Source organism: Burkholderia sp. IT-111MI5 (assembly GCF_949752865.1).
GTDB lineage: Bacteria > Pseudomonadota > Gammaproteobacteria > Burkholderiales > Burkholderiaceae > Burkholderia > Burkholderia pyrrocinia_C.
Window position 1 is genome coordinate 231,728 of record NZ_CATKIF010000073.1, and the last position, 25,034, is coordinate 256,761.

Here is a 25,034-nt window from a genome sequence, read left to right on the forward strand (position 1 = left end):
CGATGCGGCGTGTGAAGAAAGCGGCGGGTTTGGCGTGTGGCGTGCAACGCGGCTCGATGATCGCGGCGGCGGCCGTGCTGCTCGCATTGGGCGGATGCGTGCCGTCGGGCTTCCTGCCTTCGCTGTCGCTGCGCGCGCCGGCCGGCGATGCGCTCGCGCACACGGCCGGCCCCGGCGCGAACGGCGCGTGGCCCGCGCCCGACTGGGTGAAGCAGTTGCAGGATCCGCAGCTCGACGAACTGGTGACGGAGGCATCGCAGAACAACCCCGATCTGCAGGTCGCGCAGGCGCGGCTGCGGATCGCGCAGGCGCAGCTTCAGCAGTTCGATTCGCTGACGGGGCTGACAGGCACGGCTGGAGCCACGGTCAGCCGCGCGCGGATGCCGAAGCCCGGCGACATCGCCGACGTGACGGCCGCCGGCTATCGCGTGCCGGTCGAGATATTCGGCGATCCGAACGTATCGCCGTCGTCGGTGTTCGTCGGGCTGAACTACCAGCTCGACCTGTGGGGAAAGAACCGCGCCGCGACGAAGAGCCTGATGTCGCTGCGCGACGCGGCCGGCGTCGAGGCCGAACAGGTGCGGCTCACGCTCGCCGTCGCGATCGTCACCGTGTACTGCCAGCTCGACCAGGCGTACGCGGTGCGCGACCTGCTGCAACAGAAGCTGAAGATCAGCCAGCGCGTGACGGCCGTGCTGCGCGAGCGCACCGCGCGCGGCCTCGACAACGCGTACGACGCGAGCGATGCATCGATCAAGCGCAGCCGCCTGCTCGAACAGATTGCGCTGAACGACGAGCAGATCAAGCTCGCGCAACTGCAGCTCGGCGTGCTGTCGGGCCGCGGCCCCGAGCGCGGGCTCGCGCTGCAGCGGCCGCGCGTCGGTGCGTTCGCGGGCAGCGCCGTGCCGGCGCGGCTGCCGGCCGACCTGCTCGGCCGCCGGCCCGACATCGTCGCCGCGCGGCTGCGCGTCGAAGCCGCGTTCGCGAATGCCGATTCGACGCGCGCGCAGTTCTATCCGGACGTGAACCTCGTCGCGCTCGGCGGCGTGTTCGCGCTCACGCCCGCGTCGCTGTTCTCGCGCGATTCGCTCGCAGGCTCCGTCGGTCCCGCGATCTCGCTGCCGATCTTCGACCGCGGCCGGTTGAAGGCGAAGCTCGGCGCGGATGTCGCGCAGGCCGACGTCGCGATCGGGCTGTACAACAAGACCGTCGACGATGCGCTCGGGCAGGTCGCGCAGATCGTCACGTCGCTGCAAACGTCGCAGACGCTCGTCGCGCAGCAGCAGGACGCGGTGGCGGCCGCGCAGAAGATCGTGCAGATCGCGGCCGACCGCCATCGGCGCGGCGTGCTGATGCAGAAGGATGTCGATGTCGCGGATCTCACGCTGATCGACGAGCGCGCGCAGATGATCGCGCTGCTCGGCCGGCAGCGGACGCTGCGCGTCGGGTTGATCGGCGCGCTCGGCGGCGGGTTCGATGCGGGCGCAACGGTTGCGCAGGCGCCGGCCGTGCATCAGGCGCGCAGCGGGGCGGCGAGGCGCGGTGCGGCGACCGCTGGTGCCGCGGCCGCGAGCCGGGCGGCGGCGGGTACGTCGAACGACGCGCGCTCGGGGAGCGTGGCAGTGTCGCCGGCTACCGGCACGGCGAGTGCCGCCTCGGCATCCGCACCGCGCAACGACGCGGCGCGTCCGTCGACGGTCGGTGCAACCAACCCCGGCGCGACGCTTCGCGGTACGCCTGTTCTCGCGCGCACGGCATCGGCGAGTCCGGCGCCGGGCGCGTCGGTCATGCCGGCGATACCCGTCTTCCAGCACGATCGTCTGATCGTTACGCAAAGCGACTGATGCACCACGACAACCTTCATACCGCCGCGCAGCCGGCCACGCTGAACGATCCGGCACTCGATGCGCGCCGCGCGACCCGCCGCAAGCGCTTCACCGTGTTCTTCGCGGTCGTGCTGCTGGCCGCGCTCGCGTGGATCGCGTACTGGCTGTTGAGCGACCGCTATTACGAAGACACCGACGACGCGTATGTCGCGGGCAGCATCGTGCAGGTCGCCGCGCAGATTCCGGGTGCCGTGACCGACGTGCTGGTTGCCGATACGCAGGCCGTGCGCGCCGGGCAGACGCTCGTGCGGCTCGACGACACCGAGGCGTCCGTCGCGTTCGCGCAGGCGAAGGCGCAGCTCGCGCAGGCCGTGCGGCAGGTCGCGAACGCGAAGATCTCGAACACGATGTACGTCGAGGCCGTGAACGCGCGGCGTGCCGACCTGTCGCTCGCGCAGCGCGCGTTCGCGGCGCGCTCGGGCGCGTCGGTCGAGATCGTCGCGCCCGAGGAGCTGGCGCGTGCGCGCGCGGCGGTGGCCGGCGCGCAGGCGAATCTCGCGGCCGCGCAGGCGCAGCTCGATGCCGCGCGTGCGCTCGGCAGCAAGCTGCCGGTCGACGAAAGCCCGGCCGTCGTGCAGGCGGCCGCGCAGTTCAAGCTCGCGTACCGGAACCTGAAGCGCACGACGATCGTCGCGCCGGTCGACGGCACGATCGGGCAACGCTCGGTGCAGGTCGGCCAGCAGGTCGGCCCCGGCGTGCCGCTGATGTCGGTCGTGCAGTTGAACCGGCTGTGGATCGACGCGAATTTCAAGGAAGGGCAGATTCGCCACATGCGCGTCGGGCAGCCGGTCGAGGTCGTGTCGGATCTCTATGGCACGCGCGTCGCCTATCGCGGCCGCGTACAGGGCTTCTCGGCGGGTACGGGCAGTGCGTTCTCGATGCTGCCGTCGCAGAACGCGGCCGGCAACTGGATCAAGGTCGTGCAGCGCGTACCGGTGGTGATCGCGATCGATCCGCGCGATCTCGCCGCGCATCCGCTGCGCGTCGGGCTGTCGATGCGCGTGACGGTCGACACGCACGACCGCAACGGCCACGCGCTCGACAGCGAGCCGCCGACGCCGGCCGTCAGCACACGCGTGCACGACGGCGTCGCGAGCGAGGCGGAAGCGGCCGCCGCGGCGATCATCCGGGAGAATCAGGGCGGGTAACGCCTGCCGAAAAGTGGAGGGCAGGCCGCCAGGGCGGTCCGACCCCCGGTATATCCCGCTGCACACTGCCTTCCCGTCGTTTCCCGCCCGACTTTCGTATTTCCGCCATCGATGTCGGCGCCGTTCAAACGCATGTCGCGTTTGAGACATCGGCGCCCCTGCCTCCGGGACTACTCTCGAACAGCACGTTGCGTGCGCGCCGCATTCGCCGGCGTGCCGCCGCGCCATCCAACGAGACATGGAGACAATACGATGAGCAGCAATCGAGGTGTCGTCTATCTTGGACCGGGCCAGGTCGAAGTCCAGAAAATCGATTATCCGAAGATGGTCGATCCGAGCGGCCGCGCGATCGGCCACGGCGTGATTCTGAAGGTGGTCAGCACGAACATCTGCGGTTCCGACCAGCACATGGTGCGCGGCCGCACGACCGCGCCGGTCGGCCTCGTGCTCGGTCACGAGATCACGGGCGAAGTGGTCGAAGTGGGCCGCGACGTCGAGACGCTGAAGATCGGCGATCTCGTGTCGGTGCCGTTCAACGTCGCGTGCGGCCGCTGTGCGATGTGCAAGGACACGCATACGGGCGTGTGCCTGAACGTGAACCCGTCGCGTGCCGGTGGTGCATACGGCTACGTCGACATGGGCGGCTGGATCGGCGGCCAGGCCGAATACGTGCTCGTGCCGTATGCCGATTTCAACCTGCTGAAATTCCCCGACCGCGACCAGGCGATGGCGAAGATCCGCGATCTGACCTGCCTGTCCGACATTTTGCCGACCGGCTATCACGGCGCGGTGAGCGCGGGCGTGAAGCCGGGCTCGACGGTCTATATCGCGGGCGCGGGCCCGGTCGGGATGGCGGCGGCCGCATCGGCGCGCCTGCTCGGCGCGGCCGTGACGATCGTCGGCGACATGAATGCCGAGCGCCTCGCGCATGCGAGGGCGATGGGCTTCGAGACGGTCGACCTGTCGAAGGACGCATCGCTCGGCGAACAGATCGAGCAGATTCTCGGCGTGCCCGAGATCGATTGCGCGGTCGACTGCGTCGGCTTCGAGGCGCACGGCCACGGTTCGTCGGGCCACTCGGAGGAAGCGCCCGCGACGGTGCTGAACTCGCTGATGGAAATCACGCGGCCGGCCGGCGCGATCGGCATCCCGGGCCTGTACGTGACCGACGATCCGGGCGCGAAGGACAAGGCCGCGCAGCACGGCAGCCTGAGCATCCGCTTCGGCCTCGGCTGGGCGAAGTCGCATTCGTTCTTCACGGGTCAGACGCCGGTGCTGAAGTACAACCGCAACCTGATGCAGGCGATCCTGTTCGACCGGCTGCCGATCGCGAAGATCGTCAACGTCGAAGTGATCTCGCTCGACCAGGCGCCGGAAGGCTACAAGAAGTTCGACGGCGGCGCGCCGCGCAAATTCGTCATCGACCCGCACGGCTTGCTGGCGGCCTGATGCGCTAGCGTTCGACACGCGACACGCGAAACGCGAAACGCGAAACGCGAAACGCGAAACGCGAAACGCGAAACGCGAAAACGGGCGGCTCCGGAAACGGGCCGCCCGTTTTTGCTGTGGGCGCGAACGGCAGGACCGCACGCTCAGTGGCCGGCATAGAGCTTCGCGATGTCGGCTTTGTCGGATGCATTGCGCCGCGCGTGGCCGTGGCCGTGACCGGTGTGCAGGCTCACCCGACGGATCGCATGCGTGCGATGCGCGGAATCGCGGCTGCGTCGCCAGTCTTTCACGCGAACTACCTTGGTGTGGGTTCGGCCGGGCTCGCGAATCGACGGCGCAGCCTGCACAACCGGCATCCGGTTTACGGGTTCGCCGGCGCTCGGGCCGTCGCGTTGTGGATTGGCTGCCAGTTGCGTTCCGTCAGTCGAATGAAACGGATAGACGGGCACCGGCAATACCGGCAACACCGGATCGGGCGATGCATGGAGGCCGGACTCGGCCGCTGACGCGGCAGGCGGATCGGAGCCGCGACAAACGGGATCGGCCTTGCACGTCCGGTCGGCCGTCACGTAGCCGCCGACCAGCAGCATGAGCGTCAGGATGCTCAGGATCGGTGCGCTCGATGCGCGAGGCTGCCGGAAGGCCGCGTTGCGCAGCGTACGCGCGACGCGCGACGACCACGTGTGGAAGGACCGTGGCGCACGTGTGGCGTGAGCGTCGTCCGATGCGCGGCGAATCGGATCGAACGGCCAGTTCCATCGGCCGCAGACGGGGCAGTGCTCGAGTGCGCGAAACGCCACGAAGCCGCATGCCCTGCAGCGGCAGCAAGCGGTATGTCGTGATTCGGCACGCGTGTTCAGTACGGCGCGCCAGGCATCGCGCGCGCGGATGTTCCGGATGGGCAGGACTCGCATGGTTCGAAGCGGCAGGTGTCGTTAACGAGACGAACAGTCGCCGACGAGCGTGTTTTTTTCGAACGCGGCAATCGATTCACGCGCGCCGTCAGCCAGCGGAGCGCGCGTCGTCGACTGTCGTTCGCATGCGGTGCTCACATGATTCTCCATAACATCGGACGCGTTGAACACGTTCGTCCGCGGCTGCCTTCCGCTTCATTCTTTGTCGCTCGCGCGCGAAACGCAAGGAGCATGTCGGTCGTCGCGATCTACACGTTCCGCGCTAACCGTCGTGCCGCTGCCGGGCAGCGAGCGTCCCGATGGTTTCCATCGCGCGCTCGACGGCGGGCGTCCACGGCCGGCCGTAATTGAGCCGCAGATAACGGCGGAATCCGCCGGTCGCGGAAAAGATCGGCCCCGGCGCGATGCTGACGCCGCTTTCCATCGCATCGCCGAACAGGTGCATCGCATCCACGCGCGGCGGCAGTTCGATCCACAGGAAATACCCGCCGCGCGGCGCGAACACTTCGGTGCCGTCCGGAAAATACGCGCGAACGGCGGCGAGCATCTGCGCCTGGTGCGCGGCGAGATTGCGCCGCAGTTTCCGCAGGAAGCGGTCGTAGCCGCCGTCGCTCAGGTAGCTCGAAATCGCCATCTGCGCGGGCACGTCGGCCGCCGGCGCGCTCGCGCCTGTCGCCTGCCGGATCTGCCGCACGTAGCGTCCGGCCGCGACCCAGCCGATCCGGAACCCGGGCGCGAGACATTTCGAGAACGAACCGCAATGCAGGACGAGCCCGCTGTTGTCATACAGTTTCGCGGGGCGCGTGGGCGTCGTGCCGAAATGCAGCTCGCCGTATACGTCGTCCTCGATCAGTGGAACGCCGCGCGACGCGAGCAGGTCGATCAGCGCGTGCTTGCGCTCGTCGGTCAACGTCGCGCCGGTCGGATTGTGGAACGACGTCATGAACCAGCACGCGCGCACCGGATGCGTATCGAGCGCTTCGGCGAGCGCGTCGAGATCGAGGCCGGTGCGCGGGTCGACCGGGATCTCGACGGCTTTCAGGTGCAGGCGCTGCACGGCCTGCAGCACTGCGTAGAATGCCGGTCGCTCGATCGCGACGATGTCGCCGGGGCGCGTCAGCGCCTGCAGGCTGAGCGTCAGCGCTTCGAGCGCGCCGGTCGTGATGATGATCTCGTCCATCGGCAAGGCCGCGCCCGCGTTCAGGTAGCGCAATGCGATCTGGCGGCGCAGCGCGTCGTTGCCGGGCGGCAGGCCGGACAGCAGAGTCGTGCGGTCCATGCTGCGGGCTGCCGACGCCACGTAGCGCCACAGGCTGCTCATCGGGAACAGCGAATAGCTGGCGAACGCCGAGCCGAGCGGGACGATGTCCTCGTGCTTCAGGGAGTCGAGCAGGCGGAACAGCGGATCGTCGTCGCCGGGTTGTGCGGCGGCCGGCTTGCGCGGTGGATCGTGACCGAACCGTACGTGTTTGTCTTCGAGGTTCGCAACGAAATAACCGGATCGCGCACGCGCGACGATCAGACCCTCGCTTTCGAGCGCGTAGTACGCGCGAAACACGGTGGACGGGCTCACGCGATACGCGCGGCACGCAGCGCGCACGGTGGGGATGCGCGCACCGGCCGCCAGGTCGCCGCGCCGGATTGCGTCGGCTATCGTCTGCGCCAGCGCCGCATATCGCTTCATGCCAGCCCTCCGGCCGCTCGGGCCTTGCTGAAAAAAGAGTAGCACGGCACCCGTCGCGCGCAATTGCGCCCCAATCGCTGATCCGCAAGTTTTTGATGGACTTTGATCCTTTTCTTTCGTCTGACAAGCGGGCATGCTCTCGCAAGTTCTGTTCCCGACGTCTGACTATGAAGGAGTCCACGCTGCCCGGCGGCTGATCCGTGACCCTTGCGCGTCCTGCGCGCGACCTTGTCTGCGGCGTCCTTACCTTACCCGGAATCATTCAGCGTGAAATCGAAGACCCTCATCGCGGGCCTGGTGGCCGGCCTCGCCCTCAACCTGTTCAACGGCGCCGCCACGGCGGCCTGCATCAGCAATCCCGCGGCCCAGCCGAACACGACGTTTCCCGCCGCGCTGACCGGCAAGCTCGTCTATCACAGCTACGTGAAGTACGGCGATGGCACGAGCCAGCTGTTCCTCTACGATTTCTCGGCCCGTACGCTGACGCAACTGAGCAAGAGCACGTGGGGCATCACCGATCCGATGAACGGCGTGTTCAGCCCCGACGGCAAGTGGCTCGCGTTCATGGGCATCAGTAACGGCGCATGGAACGTGTTCATGCTGCGGCTCGGTGCCGGCACGCCGCCCGTCAACATGACGAACAGCACGGGCGCCACGCGCAACGAGGACCCGAAATTCAGCGCGGACGGCAAGACGCTCGTGTTCAAGCAGAACGGCGACGTCAAGCAGGCCACGCTGTCGTACACGAGTGCGGGCCCGGCGTTCACGTCGGTCGTGAGCCTGACGAACGCACCGGCCGGCGCCGAATACTCGATGCCGTTTCTCGCGCCGGACGCGAGCGCCGTGTACTACGCGACCGGCACCGGCTCGAGCATGGGGCTGATGAAGCGCACGATCGCGACCGGCGCGACCGCCGTGTTCGATCGTCCGGCCGGGCTGCAGACGTACTACCCGATCGTGCGCGCGGACGGCATGGTGTTCTACGCACGCTGGAAAGACAGCGGCGGGGCCGACCAGATCTATGCGAAGACCGCGGACCCGGCGTCGACGCCGAACGCGTTGTCGCTCAACGACTGCGTGAGCAACAACTCGGATCCGGCGCCGGTGAGCGGTACGAACTACCTGTTCTTCTCGTCGACGACGGCGGGCGGCTACCAGCTCTACGTCGGCGACGTGACGACCGGCCAGCGCTGGAGCCTGTCGCAGTTCGGCGTGAATGCCGATACGACGAAGGCCAAGCTCGGGTCGAGCTATTACGGCGGCCCGGCCGCCGCGCAGCCGACGCTGCTGTCGCAAGGGCGCCCGGCTGCCGCATCGGCGAGCTACAACGCGTCGCTCACACCCGACAAGGCGTTCGACGGCAACACCACGAGCACGCGCTGGGATTCGCCGGAAGGCACCGGTGTCGATCCGCAATGGATCTCCGTGGATCTCGGCGCGACGAAGCACATCGATCACGTCGATCTGTACTGGGATGCGGGCGCACTCGTCTACCAGATCCAGACGTCGAACGACAACGTCAACTGGACGACGATCTATTCGACGAGCAACGGCGGTTCATATAGCCACGTCACGCTGCCGAACCTCAATGGAAGCGGCCGCTACGTGCGGATGCTCGGCACGAAGCGCGCGACGCAGTGGGGTTACTCGCTGTACGAAATGCAGGTGTGGGGATCGTAAGCGCGAGCCGGATGCGGCCTTCAATGTCTCGGTAGAGTGTCGCCCCCATTGCTGCGGCGATCGTTGAAGGCTGGAACGGCAGGAAGAAGACGGCCCGCTTTGCGCGGGCCGGTCACTGCATCGTGTAACGTCAGTGCGTCTTAGGTATCGGGTTTAGGTTCGGGCAACAGTGGTCAGGACACCCGGGGCCGAACGTGATCTCGACGCGCCGCCCGGTATCGTCAAACTCGCTGGCGGGAAACGGCAATTTGTAGATTCGCGCGATGACGGAATTTCGTTCGCCTCGAACCGAAAATTGATCCAATGCGTCCTTGACATTCGCTGCACGTCGTTGAGCAAGGACTTTCGGGTCTTTCTCCGTCGGTTCCGCCAAACCGACAACCGAGACCACATCGGCAATGGAAAAGCGATTGCGCATATCGGCTGACCACACCGACAGCTTCGCCAGTTCGGCGATAGATAGGTCACTCGAATCATTGTCGAATCGAACATCAAAATCCCAGCCGGGCAAGTTCGATGGACCATCGCACGCGAATGCCGTATGTGCGCAGCTCAACGCGAGCGCGACGGCAGTTAGCAATTTAGTCAATGTCAACGACGTACCCCGCGATGCTGTCGGCGTTGTTGATTGCCAAGTCAGGATTTGATTGCCCCCAACCGGGGAGCAACGGGGTAATCGTGTATTCGTCATCGGTTGACGACATCGTGTCGTGGAAATGGGTTGCTTCGTGAATGATAGTTGATACGTGAGAATCCGCATTCGCAGACCACGGGCGCATCGTGCAGAATCGTGCGCTGATCGCGATCGTATGTGTCGCAGTGTCCGGCGCGCACACGTGAGCGGCTTCATTGGCTGTTCCGCGGGGATGTGGCGTGCAACCCGTCGCCAGATCGCCATCACTGCCGCTGCGGACGACGTTGTTTTCGTCGAATGCTCGAACTATGCCAAGCACCTTCGTTAAGCCAGTGAGCAAGTGCATTCGCGTTCTCTCGTCGTCTCGACCGAACCACTTGAACACGCGATCCTTGTCGTTCTTTGACCACTTTTTCAAATCTGCGATGCGAATCGTCAATCGATCGACCGCACGCCCTTGTGCCACTGTAAACATCTTGCGGAATTCCGAGTTGGTCATGTTTTCGCAGATCGGCCGCAAGTCAACGTCGGCGAATTGCTGCGATCCGGCGATGGTGTTTGTCGTTGTCTCGGCAACGGTAGTTTGGTTCCCCATCTTCTCAATCCTCGATTACAAGCTTCAAAGTCTGCGCGTATTCGGTCTGCACGCGCGCGGTACAACCGTGCCGATCACTCACGCCGGACGCAAGCACGGTCCCGGATCGATCCTTGATCCAATAGCGCACGTTGCTTAACGGCTGCTTTGTCCGCACGTCGCGGATCACGAACTGATCGTCATGGATGCCCGACCCAGGCGCGTGTCTCGTGGGAGCGTATGTCGAACGGGCGGCGAACGGATTCGCCGCATTATGGCCGCCGTCGCCCCCGTAGAAGATCGTGCTGTCGCTACCCGCGATCAGTCGGTTTTGCCCGCATGGACAGAGTACGGCGTCACCCTCGAGAGCAACACGTCGCCCGTGATGAATCATGCGCTGCGCACCGCCCACTATCGGGAATGTCCCCTCGCAATTTCCGCATGTCGCCTTGTCGCCATCCTGGGCGACCTGTTTGCCGTGATTGAACATCGTTGACGTAACGGCGATGACGACGCCGCCTGTTGTCGTCGGGTCGCCGTTCCTGACTGCTCGTCGGCTCATGGTCGTTTCCTTAATCGAAGTTGGTAAAGATCCAATCGGCTGACTCGGGGTCATAGATCGCGTATTGATCGATTGCAGCGCCTTCAACAGCGATGGTCGATGGCATATGTGCCAGTGCTTCGGCCTCTGCATCGGCTATCTGATCAGCGGTCCACGTATCCATTGCGTCAAGCGTCTCGCTGAACCCGGATAGTCCGGCCCGTAGATACGCTGTTTCGATGCGTTCGACCACGCTATCGGGGAAGTGGATAGTGAAGTGGTCGCGATGTTCGACCGGTACATCGAAGGATGCAGACGTGTAGGCCATTAGCGGATGACCCGCATCGGAAACCACCAAGCGACCCTCGGTCGCTCCATAGGCATAGTTCACGGCGACCGACAGTCGGCCATGCTGTTTCATAAAGCGACGGGTATCGACTTGCCGGAAATCGATCGGCCAAAAGTGATCGTCGCCGCGCACGAGTGCCCGGGAGCCCATGACTGCGTCAAGAGGCGAAAGGTATGTGCAAATGGACGGATCGCCAGTGCAGATCATTTGCATTTTGCCACTATGCATTGGATCGGTTGCGTCGGGCGAACGGATCTGCGCGGTGTGTAGCTGCTGCACCATCGCGTAAATCGGGATCGAAGAGTGAAGAAAATACGGACAATCGGCGTGTTCTTTTCCTGTCATAGGCTCGGACATCTTATGTATGAACGAGCTATGGAAGGTCGCCGGTAACGATTGGTTTGTATATAGGACGAGTATGATTTATCGTTAGGAATGCGACTAAAACCAAGATGAATTGACGGTAGGCAATGCCGAGGTGAAGGATGAACGATCGATCGAGTATGGACGTCCGTGAACCGAACGGGACGGTATGCCGCAATCTCGGATCTGATCGTTTGCTGTCGGCACTGCATGTCCACAAGTGGCTGCAACTTGGTTCATGGAGCGCCGACGAAACGCATTGGGGACTTGATATTCAGCGTGTGCGGCGGAATGGATCGGCGGCGACTGCGACGACCTGGAAATGGACACGCTGCGCCGCATCGACGAATCAATCGTAGCCAACGGCATGCGCAACGCGGTCGTGATGGCGTTGTGACCTGTTAACTCAATCGAGGTTCGCGCTGCGCTCGATGCCAGAGAGGTTGCGACTCCAAGCGGACTGCGAACGCATGGCCGATGTGATTGCGCCTGTCGTCGCGCCGGGCGATGGTGTATGCGATCAGATGATGGACGCGGAATTTCTGCTTTCGGAAATTTCCGGGCTTGGACGGGCGACGCTGATCGGCGCCGCCCGGATCTCCGGAGAACGCCTTCTCTCAAACGAAAATGCCGTTCAGTTGATTAACTGAACGGCATCAGGATTCACGACCGCATGATCGTTTACGGCGCAGCGCGCGCTTCACGCATGCAGCACATGCGCCGGAAACGCCGGGCTCGCACTGGCCGCACCCTGCGCGAGCGGCGCGACCTGCTTGCGGCGCTCCCTCGTCGGCGCGACGCCGAACGAGTCACGATAGCTCTTGCTGAAGTGGCACGCCGACTGGAAGCCGCACGCCATCGTGATGTGCATGATCGACATGTCGGTCTGCAGCAGCAGCTCGCGCGCGCGGCGCAGCCGCAGCGTCAGGTAGTAGTGCGTCGGCGTCATCCCGAGATGTTCGCGGAACAGCCGCTGCAATTGCCGCTGCGACATGTTCGCGAGTCGCGCGAGCTCCTCGCGAGACAGCGGCTCCTCGATGTTGTTCTCCATCAGAGAGATCACTTCGAACAGCGACTTGTTCGCCGAGCCGAGGCGCGCGACGAGCGGCATGCGTTGCTGCGCGCTGGTATCGCGCACGTGTTCGACGATGAACTGCTCGGCGATCTGCGTGACGCGCGCGGTGCCCACGCGCGCGGCGATCAGGTTCAGCATCATGTCGAGCGGCGCGACGCCGCCCGTGCACGTGATGCGGTCGCGGTCGATCACGAACAGTTCCTTCAGGAAGCGCGTATCCGGAAACTCTTCCTTCAGCGCCGACATGTTCTCCCAGTGGATTGCGCATGCGTAGCCCGCGAGCAGCCCCGACTTCGCGAGCGCATAGGTGCCCGTGCACAGGCTGCCGAGCGGCAGCCCCATGCGCGCGAAGCGGCGCAGCGACGACAGATGGGCGGGCGTGGTCGCGCGCTGCACGTCGACGCCGCCGCATACGAACACGATGTCGGGCTGCCCGACGCATTCGGCCGGGCCCGTGTCGACCGTGAGGCCGTTGCTCGCCGTGACAGGGCCGCCTTCCGGGCTGATCACCGACCAGCGGTAGAGCGGCTGGCCGCTCAGATAGTTCGCCATCCGAAGCACCTCGATCGCATTGGTGAACGCGATCATCGTGAAGTTCGGTAAAGGCATGAACGCGAAGTGAGACAGCGACGCTGTGCGGTCGGGCGACATGGGGAGCGTTCCTTGAATCTCTAATAGCTTTATGCCCGGAGAGCACGGATCGGGCTGCGATATTGTGTGAGCGAGTGCAACAAGCGTGCCATACGGCTAAACCCTAGCCGCTTTCGTTGATTTGGCTCAAAGGCATGCTGCACTGCACCGAACCCGTGACGCGTTGCACCTGCACCGGGCGGCGGTGGCACCGCCGATGTGCCTGTTCATAGGTGAACGGGCGCCGCGAATTTCATCGGTCATCCGAAAAAGCACGACCGGTCACTTGTATAAAACGGACGCACATGGCGGAAAAGGCAAAGAACGCGTCTAAATTCATCAATCCGCCGAAAATCCGAACGACAAGAATAGAGCCGTCGGCAGCCTTGCACTGGACAAGCAGGAAACCCAGGCAGGGCGGGCCTTGAGCTTCGGTTTCAGCCCTTTATTCTTCGTCACGGACGCACTATGTCGAACACCCAGTCTTTCTTCTCGCAGCCCCTTGCCGAGCGCGACGCGCCGGTGCGCAGCGCTATCCTGAAGGAACTCGAGCGTCAGCAGTCGCAGGTCGAGTTGATCGCATCGGAAAACATCGTGTCGCGCGCCGTGCTCGAAGCGCAGGGCTCGGTGTTGACCAACAAGTACGCGGAAGGCTATCCCGGCAAGCGCTACTACGGCGGCTGCGAATTCGCGGACGAAGTCGAGGCGCTCGCGATCGAACGCGTGAAGCAGATCTTCAATGCCGGTTATGCGAACGTGCAGCCGCACTCGGGCGCGCAGGCGAACGGCTCGGTAATGCTCGCGCTGGCCAAGCCGGGCGACACGGTGCTCGGCATGTCGCTCGATGCGGGCGGCCACCTGACGCACGGCGCGAAGCCGGCGCTGTCGGGCAAGTGGTTCAACGCCGTTCAGTACGGCGTGAACCGCGACACGATGCTGATCGATTACGACCAGGTCGAGGCGCTCGCTCACGAGCACAAGCCGAACCTGATCATCGCCGGCTTCTCGGCGTATCCGCGTGCGCTCGACTTCGCGCGCTTCCGCGCGATCGCCGACAGCGTCGGCGCGAAGCTGATGGTCGACATGGCGCACATCGCAGGCGTGATCGCCGCGGGCCGCCACGCGAACCCGGTCGAGCACGCGCACGTCGTCACGTCGACCACGCACAAGACGCTGCGCGGCCCGCGCGGCGGCTTCGTGCTGACCAACGACGAGGACATCGCGAAGAAGATCAACTCGGCCGTGTTCCCCGGCCTGCAGGGCGGCCCGCTGATGCACGTGATCGCCGGCAAGGCCGTCGCGTTCGGCGAAGTGCTGCACGCCGACTTCAAGACCTACATCGACAACGTGCTTGCGAACGCGCAGGCGCTCGGCGAAGTGCTGAAGGCCGGCGGCGTCGATCTCGTCACGGGCGGCACCGACAACCACCTGCTGCTGGTCGACCTGCGCCCGAAGGGCCTGAAGGGTGCGCCGGTCGAGCAGGCGCTGGAGCGCGCGGGCATCACCTGCAACAAGAACGGCATCCCGTTCGACACCGAGAAGCCGACCGTCACGTCGGGCATCCGCCTCGGCACGCCGGCCGGCACGACGCGCGGCTTCGGCGTCGCGGAGTTCCGCGAAGTGGGCCGCCTGATCCTCGAAGTGTTCGACGCGCTGCGCGCGAACCCGGAAGGCGACCACGCGACCGAACAGCGCGTGCGCCGCGAGATCTTCGCGCTCTGCGAGCGCTTCCCGATTTACTGATCGACACCGACAAGACTCAAGCGAGAGGCAGATATGAGCACGCTGCATCAGGACAGCATCATCATCGACGGACTGAACATCTCGAAGTTCGAGAAGCCGGTGTTCGAAGACATGCGCAAGGGTGGCATCACGGCCGCGAACTGCACGGTGTCGGTGTGGGAGAACTTCACCAAGACCGTCGACAACATCGGCGTGATGAAGAAGAAGATCCGCGACAACGGCGAGCTGCTGACGCTGGTGCGCACGACGGACGACATCTTCCGCGCGAAGCAGGAAGGCAAGACCGGGATCATCCTGGGCTTCCAGAACGCGCATGCGTTCGAGGACAACCTCGGCTACATCGAGGCGTTCCACGACATGGGCGTGCGCGTCGTGCAGCTTTGCTACAACACGCAGAACCTGGTCGGCACGGGCTGCTACGAGCGCGACGGCGGGCTGTCGGACTTCGGCCGCGAAGTGATCACCGAGATGAACCGCGTCGGCATCATGGTCGACCTGTCGCATGTGGGCGGCAACACGTCGTCGGAAGCGATCGCGTTCTCGAAGAAGCCGGTGTGCTATTCGCACTGCCTGCCGTCGGGCCTGAAGGAGCATCCGCGCAACAAGAGCGACGAGCAGCTGAAGGAGATCGCCGATGCGGGCGGCTTCGTCGGCGTGACGATGTTCGCGCCGTTCCTGAAGCGCGGGATCGAGGCGACGATCGACGACTACATCGAGGCGATCGACTACGTCGTGAACCTGATCGGCGAAGACGCGGTCGGCATCGGTACGGACTTCACGCAGGATTTCGCGAAGGAATTCTTCGACATGCTGACGCATGACAAGGGCCGTTATCGCCAGCTGACGAACTTCGGCAAGGTGATCAACCCGGACGGCATCCGCACGATCGGCGAATTCCCGAACCTGACCGCGGCGATGGAACGCGCGGGCTGGAAGGAGTCGCGCATCCGCAAGATCATGGGCGAGAACTGGGTGCGCGTGTTCAAGGACGTGTGGGGCGCGTAAGCGCCACGCCGGGCGGACCAGCTCCAGAGCTTCAACACTAAAAAGAATCGGGACGTGCCCGCGCAAGCCGCGCGGGCACGCGGACGATGTCATGCCTGCGCGCCGAGACGCGCGGCCATTTTCCTCACGGAGTCACCACGATGCAACCGCAACTGCCGATCAACGTCGATCCCGATACCGGCGTCTGGACCACCGACGCGCTGCCGATGCTGTACGTGCCGCGCCACTTCTTCACGAACAACCACGTCGCGGTCGAGGAAGCGCTCGGCGTCGAAGCGTATGCCGAGATCCTCTACAAGGCCGGCTACAAATCCGCATACCACTGGTGCGACAAGGAAGCGAAGCTGCACGGCCTGACCGGCATGGCCGTGTTCGAGCACTACCTGAAGCGCCTGTCGCAGCGCGGCTGGGGCCTGTTCTCGATCATCGAGGCCGATCCGGCCAGCGCGCGCGCGAAGATCGAGCTGCGCCACTCGTCGTTCGTGCTCCAGCAGCCGGGCAAGGAAGGCAAGCTCTGCTACATGTTCGCCGGCTGGTTCGCCGGTGCGATGGACTGGGTCAACGACACGACGCCGGAAGGCAAGGGCGCGCCGCGCGCGCAATCGAAGGAAGTGCAGTGCGCGGCCGAGCATCACGACCACTGCGTCTTCGAAGTGTCGCCGATCGCGCATTGATGCCCTGATTCACCGACACCGAACAACACCTGCAACACGAGACATTCGAACGCCAGAGGTCGCCTGCGATGCGTTATCCCCACCTGTTCAAACCCATGCAGCTGAACCAGCTGACGCTGCGCAACCGGATCGTCAGCACCGCGCACGCCGAGGTGTATGCCGAGCCGGGCGGCCTGCCGGGCGACCGCTATATCCGGTACTACGAAGAAAAGGCGAAGGGTGGCGTCGGCCTCGCGATCTGCGGCGGGTCGAGCCCGGTGTCGATCGACAGCCCGCAGGGCTGGTGGAAATCGGTGAACCTGTCGAACGACAAGATCATCGATCCGCTCACGCGTCTCGCCGACACGATGCACAAGCACGGCGCGAAGATCATGATCCAGGCGACGCACATGGGCCGCCGCTCGTCGTTCCACGGCGAGCACTGGCCGCACCTGATGTCGCCGTCGGGCGTGCGCGAGCCGGTGCACCGCGGCAACGCAAAGATCATCGAGATCGAGGAAATCCGCCGCATCATCGGCGATTTCGCTGCAGCCGCGAAGCGCGTGAAGGCCGCCGGCATGGACGGCATCGAAATCTCGGCCGCTCACCAGCACCTGATCGACCAGTTCTGGAGCAAGCGCTCGAACCACCGCACCGACGAATGGGGCGGTAGCCTGGAGAACCGCCTGCGCTTCGGCATCGAGGTGCTGACGGCGGTGCGCGAGGCGGTCGGCAAGGATTTCTGCGTCGGCCTGCGCATGTGCGGCGACGAATTCCACGAGGACGGCCTCGATCACGAAGCGCTGAAGGAAATCGCGCAGGCGATGTCGGAGACGGGCCTGATCGACTACCTGAGCGTGGTCGGCTCGGGCGGCGACACGCACAACACGATCGCCAACTGCATGCCGCCGATGGCATTGCCGCCGGAGCCGTTCGTGCACCTCGCGGCCGGCATCAAGTCGGTCGTGAAGATTCCGGTGATGCACGCGCAGAGCATCCGCGATGCGGGCCAGGCCGAGCGCCTGCTCGCGAACGGCATGATCGACCTGGTCGGCATGACGCGCGCGCAGATCGCCGATCCGCACATGGTGATCAAGATCCGCGACGGCCGCGAGGACGAAATCAAGCAGTGTGTCGGCGCGAACTACTGCATCGACCGCCAGTACAACGGCCTCGACGTGCTGTGCATTCAAAACGCCGCGACGTCGCGCGAAGCGACGATGCCGCACATCATCGAGAAGTCGCGCGGCCCGAAGCGCAAGGTGGTGGTGGTGGGCGCCGGCCCGGCGGGCCTGGAGGCGGCGCGCGTCGCGAAGCTGCGCGGCCACGACGTCGTGCTGTTCGAGAAGAACGCGGAAGTGGGCGGTCAGGTGATGATCGCCGCGAAGGCGCCGCAGCGCGAACAGATGTCGGGGATCATCCGCTGGTTCGACATGGAAACCAAGCGCCTGGGCGTCGACCGCCGCTTGGGCGTCGCCGCCGACGAGAAGATGATCATGGCCGAGAAGCCGGACATCGTCGTGCTCGCGACGGGCGGTTCGAGCTTCACGTGGCAGGTGCCCGGTTGGGGCGTGGCCGAAGGCCTGGCCGTCAGCTCGTGGGACATCCTGACCGGCAAGGTCGAGCCGAAGCAGAACGTGCTGCTGTTCGATGGCGTGAGCACTCATGCGGGTGCGGGCGTGGCCGACTTCATGGCGAGCCGCGGCTCGAAGGTCGAGGTCGTCACGCCGGACGTGAAGGTGGCCGACGATTGCGGCGGCACGACGTTCCCGATCTTCTATCGCCGCCTGTACGCGCTCGGCGTGATCCCGACACCGAATACGATGCTCGACCGCGTCTATGAAGAAGACGGCAAGAAGATCGCCGTGCTGCGCAACGAGTACACGGAAGAACTGGAAGAGCGTGCGGTCGACCAGGTGGTGATCGAGAACGGTTCGTCGCCGAACGACGAGCTGTACTGGAAGCTCAAGCCGGAATCGCTGAACCGCGGCCAGATCGATCCGCACACGCTGTTCGCGGCCGAGCCGCAGCCGTGCCTGTCGGAAGAACTCGGCAACGGCCGTTTCCTGCTGTTCCGTGTCGGCGACTGCATCTCGATGCACAACGTCCACGGCGCGATCTACGACTCGCTGCGTCTCGTGAAGGATTTCTGAAGATGAATCCGTCCCTCCTCATTACCGCACTGTTGTGGCTGTCGGTGGCGGGGCTCGCGTTCGCGGTCGCGAAGCGTTCGTCCTACTGGCGTCTCGGCCGGGCCACGGCGCCCGGCTCGTTCGGCGTCGCGAACCTGTTCGCGATTCCGAAGCGTTATTTCGTCGACCTGCACCATGTGGTCGCCCGCGATCCGTATATCGCGAAGACCCACGTCGCGACCGCCGGCGGCGCGATCGGCGCGCTCGCGCTGGTGTTCGTCAACTACGGCCTTGCGATCTACTCGCCGTGGCTCGACAAGCTAATCTTCCTCGCGGCGCTCGCGATGCTGGTCGGCGCGGTGTTCGTGTGGCGCCGGCGCGCGGCGAAGGACGTGCCCGCCCGCCTGTCGCGCGGCCCGTGGAATACGCTGCCCTGGCTGCTCGGTTCGTTCGCGCTCGGCCTCGTGCTGTTCATGCTGGTGCCGACCGGCGCGATGTCGGGCGCGTTCGCGGTGCTCTGCGCGCTGCTGATCGGCATCGGCGCATTCACGATGACGGTCGGCGCCGCGAAGGGCGGCCCGATGAAGCATGCGATCGCCGGCCTGCTGCACCTCGCCTTCCACCCGCGCCAGGAGCGCTTCGCGGCAACGCGCGAGTCGTTCACGGGTAACGGCACGGCCACGCCGCCGACCGCACTGAAGCTGCCGGACATCGAGCATCAGGAGTACGGTGTCGCGAAGCCGGTCGAATTCCGCTGGAACCAGCTGCTGAGCTTCGACGCCTGCGTGCAGTGCGGCAAGTGCGAAGCCGCGTGCCCCGCGTTCGCGTCGGGCCAGCCGCTGAACCCGAAGAAGCTGATCCAGGATCTGGTGGTCGGCATGGCCGGCGGCACCGATGCGGCGTACGCGGGCAGCCCGACTCCGGGCCTCGCGGTCGGCCAGCATCGCGGCGAGCCGAACGGCCCGATCGTGTCGGGCCTGATCGAGGAACAGACGCTGTGGTCGTGCACGACCTGCCGTGCGTGCGTGCAGGAATGCCCGATGCTGATCGAGCACGTCGACGCGATCGTCGACATGCGCCGCAACCGCACGCTCGTGCACGGCTCGGTGCCGGGCAAGGGCCAGGAAGTGCTTGCGAACCTGCGCGAGACCGGCACGATGGGCGGCTACGACACGGCCGCGCGCTACGACTGGTCGGTCGACCTGAGCGCACCCGTCGCGCAGCCGGGCAAGCCGGTCGACGTGCTGTTCGTCGCGGGCGAAGGCGCGTTCGACATGCGCTACCAGCGCACGCTGCGCGCGTTCGTCAAGGTGTTGAACAAGGCGGGCGTCGACTACGCGGTGCTCGGCTCGACCGAGACCGACACGGGCGACGTCGCGCGCCGGCTCGGCGACGAGGCGACGTTCCAGCAGATGGCGAAGCGCCTGATCGGCACGCTCGGCACACTGTCGTACAAGCAGATCGTGACGGCCGACCCGCACGTGATGCACAGCCTGCGCAACGAATACCGCGCGCTCGGGCTGCGCGTGACGGTCAAGCATCACACGACCTATCTCGCCGAACTGGCCGACAGCGGCAAGATCGCGCCGAAGGCCGTCGAGGCGCTGCAGGACAAGCGCACGACCTATCACGACCCGTGTTACCTCGGCCGCTACAACGGCGAGACGGAAGCGCCGCGCAAGCTGCTGAAGACGATCGGCATCCAGGTCGTCGAGATGGAGCGCAACGGCATGCGCGGCCGCTGCTGCGGCGGTGGCGGCGGTGCGCCGCTGACCGACATCCCCGGCAAGCAGCGCATTCCGGACATCCGCATCGCCGATGCACGCACGATCGGCGCGGACGTGGTCGCGGTTGCGTGCCCGAACTGCACGGCGATGCTCGAAGGCGTCGTGGGCCCGCGCCCCGACGTGCTCGACGTGGCCGAACTCGTTGCCGCCTCGCTGGAGTGAATCGATGAATACGATCAAACGAATCGATCCGCGCCGGCCGTTCATCATCACGGCCGCGGGCCTGAAGCGCATCACGCTCGGCGAGGAAGGCAGCGCCGACGCGAGCGCCGCGCACTGGTCCGCGCACGGCCATGCGGCCGCCGCGAAGCCGCGCCGCACGGTGCAGGAGCCGAAGCACGTGGTGCTGGTGGTCGCGCACGGCGAACGCGGCGCGCTCGACGATCACGCACGGCAGGCGATCGCCGCCGCCGCGGTGCTCGCCGATGCCCAGACCGAAGTCGCGCTGCTTGCATTCGGCGAACTGAAGGATGACGTTGCCGAACTCGGCGTCGACAAGCTCGTTGAACTCGCCGGCTTCGATCGCCGCGTATTCGACCCTGAAAGCGAATTGCAAGCGTTGCAGGCGTGCGTGGCAGCGCTCTCGCCGAAACACGTATTCGTGCCCGACAACGCGACGGGCGACGGCGATCTCGGCCGGCGTTACGCGGCCGCCGCCGGCGCGAGCGTCGCGACCCACGTGGTCGAGATCGACGCGAAGCATGTCCGCGCGTATGCGCAGGCCGGCCGCGCATTCGCGACGCGCGGGCTGCCCGACGTGATCCTGCTCGCGCAGAACGCGGTCGACGCGAAGCTGCCGTTCGTCGGCGCGGGCGAACGCCTGGCCGCCGATTTCATCCGCCCGGCCCATGATGCGGCGCAGCCGTATCGCGATCTCGGCCTCGAGGAAATCGATGCGGCGCGGGTCGCGCTCGAGGAAGCCGATTTCATCGTGTCGGCCGGCAACGGCGTGTCCGACATCGGCGCGTTCGAGCGGCTGGCCGGTGCGTTCGGCGCGGCGATCGGCGCGAGCCGCGTCGCGGTCGACAACGGTCACTTCACGCGCGACAAGCAGGTCGGCGCGACCGGCAAGACGGTCGAGGCGAGCGTGTATATCGCGTTCGGCATCTCGGGCGCGGTGCAGCATCTGCAGGGGATCAAGGACTGCCGCCACGTGATCGCGGTGAACCTCGACGGCAGCGCGCCGATCGCGAAGCGTGCGAACCTGACGGTGGTCGGCGATGCGCAGGCGACGATCGCCGCGCTGATCGAACAGGTGCAGGCCGCGCGGGTCGCGCGCGGACAATCGCCGGCCGCGGTCGGCAACCGTGAACCGGAAGGAGTCGCAGCATGAACGCCCCTCGCCAGTTGCAACGCATCGCGGTGCTCGTGTCCGTCGGCCGGCACCCGGTCAGCGGCGTCGCGCGCTACAGCCGCAACGACGCGGCCGCGCTCGAAACCGGCCGCCAGCTCGCGGAACGGCATCGCGCACAGCTCGACGTGATCCATGCAGGCGACCCCGCGAACGCGGCGCTTGCCGAATATCTCGCGCTCGGCGCGCGCGAGGTCGAAGTGCTGGCCTGCCGCGACGGCGACGATGCCGTGCATGCACTCGCCGCGCGCGTCGAAGGCTACGACCTCGTGCTGACCGGCACGCGCGCCGAAGGCGCGTACGACACCGGGATGCTGCCGTATCGCGTCGCCGCCGCGCTCGGTTATCCGCTGGTCGGCTCGGCCGTCGACGTGACGGTCGAAGGCGGTCGTGCAGCCGTGCGGCAATTTTTGCCGAAGGGGCTGCGGCGCCGCGTCGACGCCGCGCTGCCGGCCGTCGTCGCCGTCCATCCGCTCGCCAATGCCGAGCCGCGCTACGCGTATGCGCGGCTGCGTGCCGGCGCGATCCGGCCGGCGCTCGCGGCGCCCGGCGCGGACGCAGACGCGGCCGCGTGGACGGTCGGTCCGGTCGAGCGTAAACCCGTAAAACTGGTCGCCGCCGAGAAGCGCTCCGGGCATGCCCGGATGCTGTCCGCGACGACGACCGAAAGCCGTGGCGGCAACGTCGTAAATGAAGGGAGTTCGGTCGAAAAAGCACAAGTGATCCTCGCGTATTTGCGCGAGCATCAACTCATCGACTATTGATTTTGATGCCTGTCGGCAAGAACCCAGGGATGCAAGGAATCCGGAGCAAACGATGAAAGTATCGGCAGACATTCGTGCACTGATCGAGCGGCGCAAGGTAGGGCACAGCCTCGACGCACCGTTCTACACGAGCGAGGAAATCTTCGCGCTCGACATGGAGGCGATTTTCCGCCAGCACTGGATCCAGGTGGCGGTCGAGCCGGACATTCCGGAGCCGGGCGACTACCTGACCGTGGAGCTGGGGAGCGATTCGATCCTGATCGTGCGCGACGACGACATGGCGATCCGCGCGTTCCACAACGTATGCCGTCACCGCGGCGCGCGCCTGTGCAACGAGGACAAGGGCTCGGTCGGCAACATCGTGTGTCCGTACCACAGCTGGACCTACAACCTGACGGGCCAGCTGATGTTCGCCGAGCACATGGGCGAGCAGTTCGACCGCTGCAAGCACAGCCTGAAGTCGGTGCACGTCGAGAACCTCGCGGGCCTGATCTTCATCTGCCTCGCCGAAGAGCCGCCGGTCGACTTCGCGAAGATGCGCGCCGAGATGGAGCCGTACCTGCTGCCGCACGACCTGCCGAGCACGAAGATCGCCGCGCAGATCGACATCATCGAGGAAGGCAACTGGAAGCTCACGATGGAGAACAACCGCGAGTGCTATCACTGCGTCGCGAACCATCCGGAGCTGACGATTTCGTTGTACGAATACGGCTTCGGCTACCAGCGTTCCGACGCCAACGCCGAGGGCATGGACGCGTTCGCGGAGACGTGCGTCCGGCGCGGGAAGGAGTGGGCCGAGATGGGCCTGCCGTCCGCCGAGATCGAGAAGCTGCTCGACGTGACGGGCTTCCGCACGCAGCGCCTGCCGCTCGACCGCAGCGGCGAATCGCAGACGCTCGATGCGAAGGTCGCGTCGAAGAAGCTGCTCGGCGGTTTCGAAAAGGCCGATCTCGGCGGGCTGTCGTTCTGGACGCAGCCGAACTCGTGGCACCACTTCATGAGCGATCACATCGTGACGTTCTCGGTGATCCCGCTGTCGGCCGGCAAGACGCTCGTGCGCACGAAGTGGCTCGTGCACAAGGACGCGAAGGAAGGCATCGATTACGACGTGAAGAACCTCACGGCCGTGTGGAACGCGACCAACGACCAGGATCGCGCGCTCGTCGAATTCTCGCAGCGCGGCGCGAACAGCAGCGCATACGAGCCGGGCCCGTATTCGCCGTACACCGAAGGTCTCGTCGAAAAATTCTCGGCCTGGTACATCGGGCGGCTCGCCGAAAAAACCGGCGAATAGTAAGTACATAGCAGCGGACAAGCGGAGCAACTGATGAAACGACCCCCACGCTCACTGCGTTCCCTGCCCCCCAAGGGGGCGGTCAGCCTCCTTGGGGCGGCCCGGCGGAGGCTGACATGATGCGAGATGCGGCCAATTTCGAGCCGACGGACAGCCGGGTGACACGCCCGGCGTTCTGGAACGCTCTTCCCGAGCGCTGGACGAGCGACGTCGAGGAAACGCTGGTGTGCTGCCAGGTGCGGCAGGAAACGCACGACGTGAAGAGTTTCTTCTTCCGTTCGCCGCAGGGCCGCTCGTTCTCGTTCGAGCCCGGGCAGTTCCTGACGCTCGAGCTCGACATCGACGGCGAAACGATCAACCGCTGCTACACGATCTCGTCGTCGCCGGCGCGGCCGCACACGGTGTCGATCACGGTCAAGCGCGTGCCGGGCGGCAAGGTGTCGAACTGGCTGCACGACAACCTGCAGCCGGGCGCATCGGTGCGCGTGCTCGGCCCGGCCGGCGAATTCACGTGCGCGCGGCATCCGGCGCGCAAGTACCTGTTCCTGTCGGCCGGTTCGGGCGTCACGCCGCTGATGTCGATGAGCCGCGCGCACCATGATCTCGCGGAAGATCGCGACATCCTGTTCGTGCACAGCGCGCGTACGCCGGACGACATCATCTTCGCGCGCGAGCTCGACCTGATCGCGTCGAATCATACGAATTTCCGCACGTCGTTCGTCGTCGAGCGCCTGGGTGCGCGCACCAACTGGCCGGGCGTCACGGGTTTCCTGACGTTGCCGCTGCTGAAGCTGATCGCGCCGGACTTCATGGAACGCGAAGTCTTCACGTGCGGCCCCGCGCCGTACATGAAGGCCGTGCGCGACCTGCTCGACGAAGCCGGTTTCGATCGCAAGCAGTATCACGAGGAGAGCTTCTCGTTCGAAACGCTCGCGCAGACCGCGAGCGACGAGCTGCTCGCCGATCTGGCGCCGCCGGCCGAAGGCGGCGACGCCGAGACGAAGCAGTACACGGTCAGCTTCGCGAAGAGCAACCGCGAGATCGCGTGCGGCTCGGAGCAGCACGTGCTCGACGCGGCACGCCAGTCGGGCGTGCGGCTGCCGGCCTCGTGCACGCAGGGCATGTGCGGTACCTGCAAGGTGAAGCTCGTGTCGGGGCAGGTCGAGATGAAACACAACGGCGGCATCCGCCAGCGAGAGATCGACCAGGGGATGGTGCTGCTGTGCTGCAGCAAGCCGCTGTCCGATCTCGTGATCGACAAGTAGTCAAAACGCGCCATCGGCTGTCCGGACGCGTCGCGTCCGGACAAGCATCCGTCGGAAAACAACGATACCGCGGATTTGTGGTTGAAGAACCTAGAGAGGCAACGCGCGCAGGC

At 65.6% G+C, this 25,034-nt stretch carries 21 protein-coding genes; 14 read left to right on the top strand and 7 right to left on the bottom strand.

Translation table 11 applies throughout. The features are described from left to right. The first annotated feature begins 2 nt into the window (after window positions 1–2). From ACM6JT_RS35445 to fdhA, 3 genes are all read left to right on the top strand, one after another. A complete protein-coding gene (locus ACM6JT_RS35445; protein WP_414858226.1) occupies window positions 3–1,844 on the top strand; it encodes an efflux transporter outer membrane subunit in 1,842 nt (613 codons plus the stop codon). Beyond that, the gene (locus ACM6JT_RS35450) at window positions 1,844–3,034 is read left to right on the top strand and encodes an efflux RND transporter periplasmic adaptor subunit (RefSeq protein WP_034180756.1); all 1,191 of its coding nucleotides are present in this window, start codon (window positions 1,844–1,846) and stop codon (window positions 3,032–3,034) included. The genes ACM6JT_RS35445 and ACM6JT_RS35450 overlap by 1 nt, the downstream gene beginning before the upstream one ends. Window positions 3,035–3,286: 252 nt before the next feature. Then, a complete protein-coding gene (fdhA, locus tag ACM6JT_RS35455) occupies window positions 3,287–4,483 on the top strand; it encodes a formaldehyde dehydrogenase, glutathione-independent (RefSeq protein ID WP_027781331.1) in 1,197 nt (398 codons plus the stop codon). A 143-nt stretch (window positions 4,484–4,626) separates the two neighbouring features. On the opposite strand, the gene ACM6JT_RS35460 is transcribed toward fdhA, so the two are convergent. Together ACM6JT_RS35460 and ACM6JT_RS35465 are read right to left on the bottom strand one after the other, a co-directional pair. Next, window positions 4,627–5,397 carry a hypothetical protein gene (locus ACM6JT_RS35460; protein WP_414858227.1) on the bottom strand — a complete coding sequence of 257 codons (771 nt, stop codon included), beginning with the start codon at window positions 5,395–5,397 and terminating at the stop codon, window positions 4,627–4,629. 262 nt (window positions 5,398–5,659) lie between these two features. Beyond that, a complete protein-coding gene (locus ACM6JT_RS35465) occupies window positions 5,660–7,081 on the bottom strand; it encodes a PLP-dependent aminotransferase family protein (protein WP_105391709.1) in 1,422 nt (473 codons plus the stop codon). Between the two features lie 267 nt (window positions 7,082–7,348). Here ACM6JT_RS35465 and ACM6JT_RS35470 point away from each other — a divergent pair, with 267 nt between their 5' ends. Beyond that, entirely contained in the window at window positions 7,349–8,761 is a 1,413-nt protein-coding gene (locus tag ACM6JT_RS35470; protein ID WP_217590252.1) for a discoidin domain-containing protein, read from the top strand. A gap of 130 nt (window positions 8,762–8,891) precedes the next feature. On the opposite strand, the gene ACM6JT_RS35475 is transcribed toward ACM6JT_RS35470, so the two are convergent. From ACM6JT_RS35475 to ACM6JT_RS35490, 4 genes are read right to left on the bottom strand one after another with little or no spacing between them, the layout of a single operon-like run. Then, window positions 8,892–9,356 carry a hypothetical protein gene (locus ACM6JT_RS35475; protein ID WP_244099518.1) on the bottom strand — a complete coding sequence of 155 codons (465 nt, stop codon included), beginning with the start codon at window positions 9,354–9,356 and terminating at the stop codon, window positions 8,892–8,894. After that, entirely contained in the window at window positions 9,343–9,990 is a 648-nt protein-coding gene (locus ACM6JT_RS35480; protein ID WP_175747108.1) for a M35 family metallo-endopeptidase, read from the bottom strand. The genes ACM6JT_RS35475 and ACM6JT_RS35480 overlap by 14 nt, the downstream gene beginning before the upstream one ends. Before the next feature lie 4 nt (window positions 9,991–9,994). Further along, on the bottom strand, window positions 9,995–10,531 hold the full coding sequence (locus tag ACM6JT_RS35485) for a PAAR domain-containing protein (protein ID WP_175747110.1): 537 nt from the start codon (window positions 10,529–10,531) through the stop codon (window positions 9,995–9,997). 10 nt (window positions 10,532–10,541) lie between these two features. Beyond that, complete coding sequence (locus ACM6JT_RS35490) at window positions 10,542–11,204, bottom strand: hypothetical protein (protein ID WP_414858228.1); 663 nt, start codon at window positions 11,202–11,204, stop codon at window positions 10,542–10,544. A gap of 488 nt (window positions 11,205–11,692) precedes the next feature. Between ACM6JT_RS35490 and ACM6JT_RS35495 the strand changes: the two genes are divergently transcribed. Next, the gene (locus ACM6JT_RS35495; RefSeq protein WP_152603914.1) at window positions 11,693–11,872 is read left to right on the top strand and encodes a hypothetical protein; all 180 of its coding nucleotides are present in this window, start codon (window positions 11,693–11,695) and stop codon (window positions 11,870–11,872) included. Window positions 11,873–11,922: 50 nt separating this feature from the next. Here ACM6JT_RS35495 and ACM6JT_RS35500 read toward each other — a convergent pair whose 3' ends face one another. Continuing rightward, window positions 11,923–12,948 (bottom strand): GlxA family transcriptional regulator, encoded by a 1,026-nt coding sequence (locus ACM6JT_RS35500; protein WP_034180750.1) that lies wholly within the window; start codon window positions 12,946–12,948, stop codon window positions 11,923–11,925. Between the two features lie 447 nt (window positions 12,949–13,395). On the opposite strand from ACM6JT_RS35500, the gene ACM6JT_RS35505 reads away from it, so the two are divergent. The 9 genes from ACM6JT_RS35505 (at window position 13,396) to ACM6JT_RS35545 (ending at window position 24,921) form a co-directional block, all read left to right on the top strand. Then, on the top strand, window positions 13,396–14,670 hold the full coding sequence (locus tag ACM6JT_RS35505) for a serine hydroxymethyltransferase (protein WP_072441970.1): 1,275 nt from the start codon (window positions 13,396–13,398) through the stop codon (window positions 14,668–14,670). A gap of 33 nt (window positions 14,671–14,703) precedes the next feature. Then, window positions 14,704–15,675 (top strand): dipeptidase, encoded by a 972-nt coding sequence (locus tag ACM6JT_RS35510; protein WP_034180748.1) that lies wholly within the window; start codon window positions 14,704–14,706, stop codon window positions 15,673–15,675. 140 nt (window positions 15,676–15,815) lie between these two features. Next, entirely contained in the window at window positions 15,816–16,349 is a 534-nt protein-coding gene (locus ACM6JT_RS35515) for a DUF5943 domain-containing protein (protein ID WP_006488993.1), read from the top strand. 68 nt (window positions 16,350–16,417) lie between these two features. Then, complete coding sequence (locus ACM6JT_RS35520) at window positions 16,418–18,481, top strand: NADH:flavin oxidoreductase (RefSeq protein ID WP_034180747.1); 2,064 nt, start codon at window positions 16,418–16,420, stop codon at window positions 18,479–18,481. A gap of 2 nt (window positions 18,482–18,483) precedes the next feature. Further along, window positions 18,484–20,409, top strand: a complete 1,926-nt coding sequence (locus tag ACM6JT_RS35525) for a (Fe-S)-binding protein (RefSeq protein WP_034180746.1) — start codon at window positions 18,484–18,486, stop codon at window positions 20,407–20,409. A 4-nt stretch (window positions 20,410–20,413) separates the two neighbouring features. Then, window positions 20,414–21,580: an electron transfer flavoprotein subunit alpha/FixB family protein gene (locus ACM6JT_RS35530; protein WP_414858229.1), complete on the top strand. Its 1,167-nt coding sequence runs from the start codon at window positions 20,414–20,416 to the stop codon at window positions 21,578–21,580. Beyond that, on the top strand, window positions 21,577–22,362 hold the full coding sequence (locus ACM6JT_RS35535; protein WP_217590256.1) for an electron transfer flavoprotein subunit beta/FixA family protein: 786 nt from the start codon (window positions 21,577–21,579) through the stop codon (window positions 22,360–22,362). The genes ACM6JT_RS35530 and ACM6JT_RS35535 overlap by 4 nt, the downstream gene beginning before the upstream one ends. A 52-nt stretch (window positions 22,363–22,414) precedes the next feature. Beyond that, window positions 22,415–23,656, top strand: a complete 1,242-nt coding sequence (locus tag ACM6JT_RS35540; protein WP_034180743.1) for an aromatic ring-hydroxylating oxygenase subunit alpha — start codon at window positions 22,415–22,417, stop codon at window positions 23,654–23,656. Window positions 23,657–23,772: 116 nt separating this feature from the next. After that, window positions 23,773–24,921, top strand: a complete 1,149-nt coding sequence (locus ACM6JT_RS35545) for an FAD-binding oxidoreductase (RefSeq protein WP_414858230.1) — start codon at window positions 23,773–23,775, stop codon at window positions 24,919–24,921. The last annotated feature ends 113 nt before the right edge of the window (window positions 24,922–25,034 follow it).

Coding starts and splice junctions, on each gene's coding strand:
- ACM6JT_RS35445 (WP_414858226.1), top strand. CDS start 3: ATGCGGCGTGTGAAGAAAGCGGCGGGTTTGGCGTGTGGCGTGCAACGC.
- ACM6JT_RS35450 (WP_034180756.1), top strand. CDS start 1,844: ATGCACCACGACAACCTTCATACCGCCGCGCAGCCGGCCACGCTGAAC.
- fdhA (WP_027781331.1), top strand. CDS start 3,287: ATGAGCAGCAATCGAGGTGTCGTCTATCTTGGACCGGGCCAGGTCGAA.
- ACM6JT_RS35460 (WP_414858227.1), bottom strand. CDS start 5,397: ATGCGAGTCCTGCCCATCCGGAACATCCGCGCGCGCGATGCCTGGCGC.
- ACM6JT_RS35465 (WP_105391709.1), bottom strand. CDS start 7,081: ATGAAGCGATATGCGGCGCTGGCGCAGACGATAGCCGACGCAATCCGG.
- ACM6JT_RS35480 (WP_175747108.1), bottom strand. CDS start 9,990: ATGGGGAACCAAACTACCGTTGCCGAGACAACGACAAACACCATCGCC.
- ACM6JT_RS35485 (WP_175747110.1), bottom strand. CDS start 10,531: ATGAGCCGACGAGCAGTCAGGAACGGCGACCCGACGACAACAGGCGGC.
- ACM6JT_RS35490 (WP_414858228.1), bottom strand. CDS start 11,204: ATGACAGGAAAAGAACACGCCGATTGTCCGTATTTTCTTCACTCTTCG.
- ACM6JT_RS35495 (WP_152603914.1), top strand. CDS start 11,693: ATGGCCGATGTGATTGCGCCTGTCGTCGCGCCGGGCGATGGTGTATGC.
- ACM6JT_RS35500 (WP_034180750.1), bottom strand. CDS start 12,948: ATGTCGCCCGACCGCACAGCGTCGCTGTCTCACTTCGCGTTCATGCCT.
- ACM6JT_RS35505 (WP_072441970.1), top strand. CDS start 13,396: ATGTCGAACACCCAGTCTTTCTTCTCGCAGCCCCTTGCCGAGCGCGAC.
- ACM6JT_RS35510 (WP_034180748.1), top strand. CDS start 14,704: ATGAGCACGCTGCATCAGGACAGCATCATCATCGACGGACTGAACATC.
- ACM6JT_RS35515 (WP_006488993.1), top strand. CDS start 15,816: ATGCAACCGCAACTGCCGATCAACGTCGATCCCGATACCGGCGTCTGG.
- ACM6JT_RS35520 (WP_034180747.1), top strand. CDS start 16,418: ATGCGTTATCCCCACCTGTTCAAACCCATGCAGCTGAACCAGCTGACG.
- ACM6JT_RS35525 (WP_034180746.1), top strand. CDS start 18,484: ATGAATCCGTCCCTCCTCATTACCGCACTGTTGTGGCTGTCGGTGGCG.
- ACM6JT_RS35530 (WP_414858229.1), top strand. CDS start 20,414: ATGAATACGATCAAACGAATCGATCCGCGCCGGCCGTTCATCATCACG.
- ACM6JT_RS35535 (WP_217590256.1), top strand. CDS start 21,577: ATGAACGCCCCTCGCCAGTTGCAACGCATCGCGGTGCTCGTGTCCGTC.
- ACM6JT_RS35540 (WP_034180743.1), top strand. CDS start 22,415: ATGAAAGTATCGGCAGACATTCGTGCACTGATCGAGCGGCGCAAGGTA.
- ACM6JT_RS35545 (WP_414858230.1), top strand. CDS start 23,773: ATGATGCGAGATGCGGCCAATTTCGAGCCGACGGACAGCCGGGTGACA.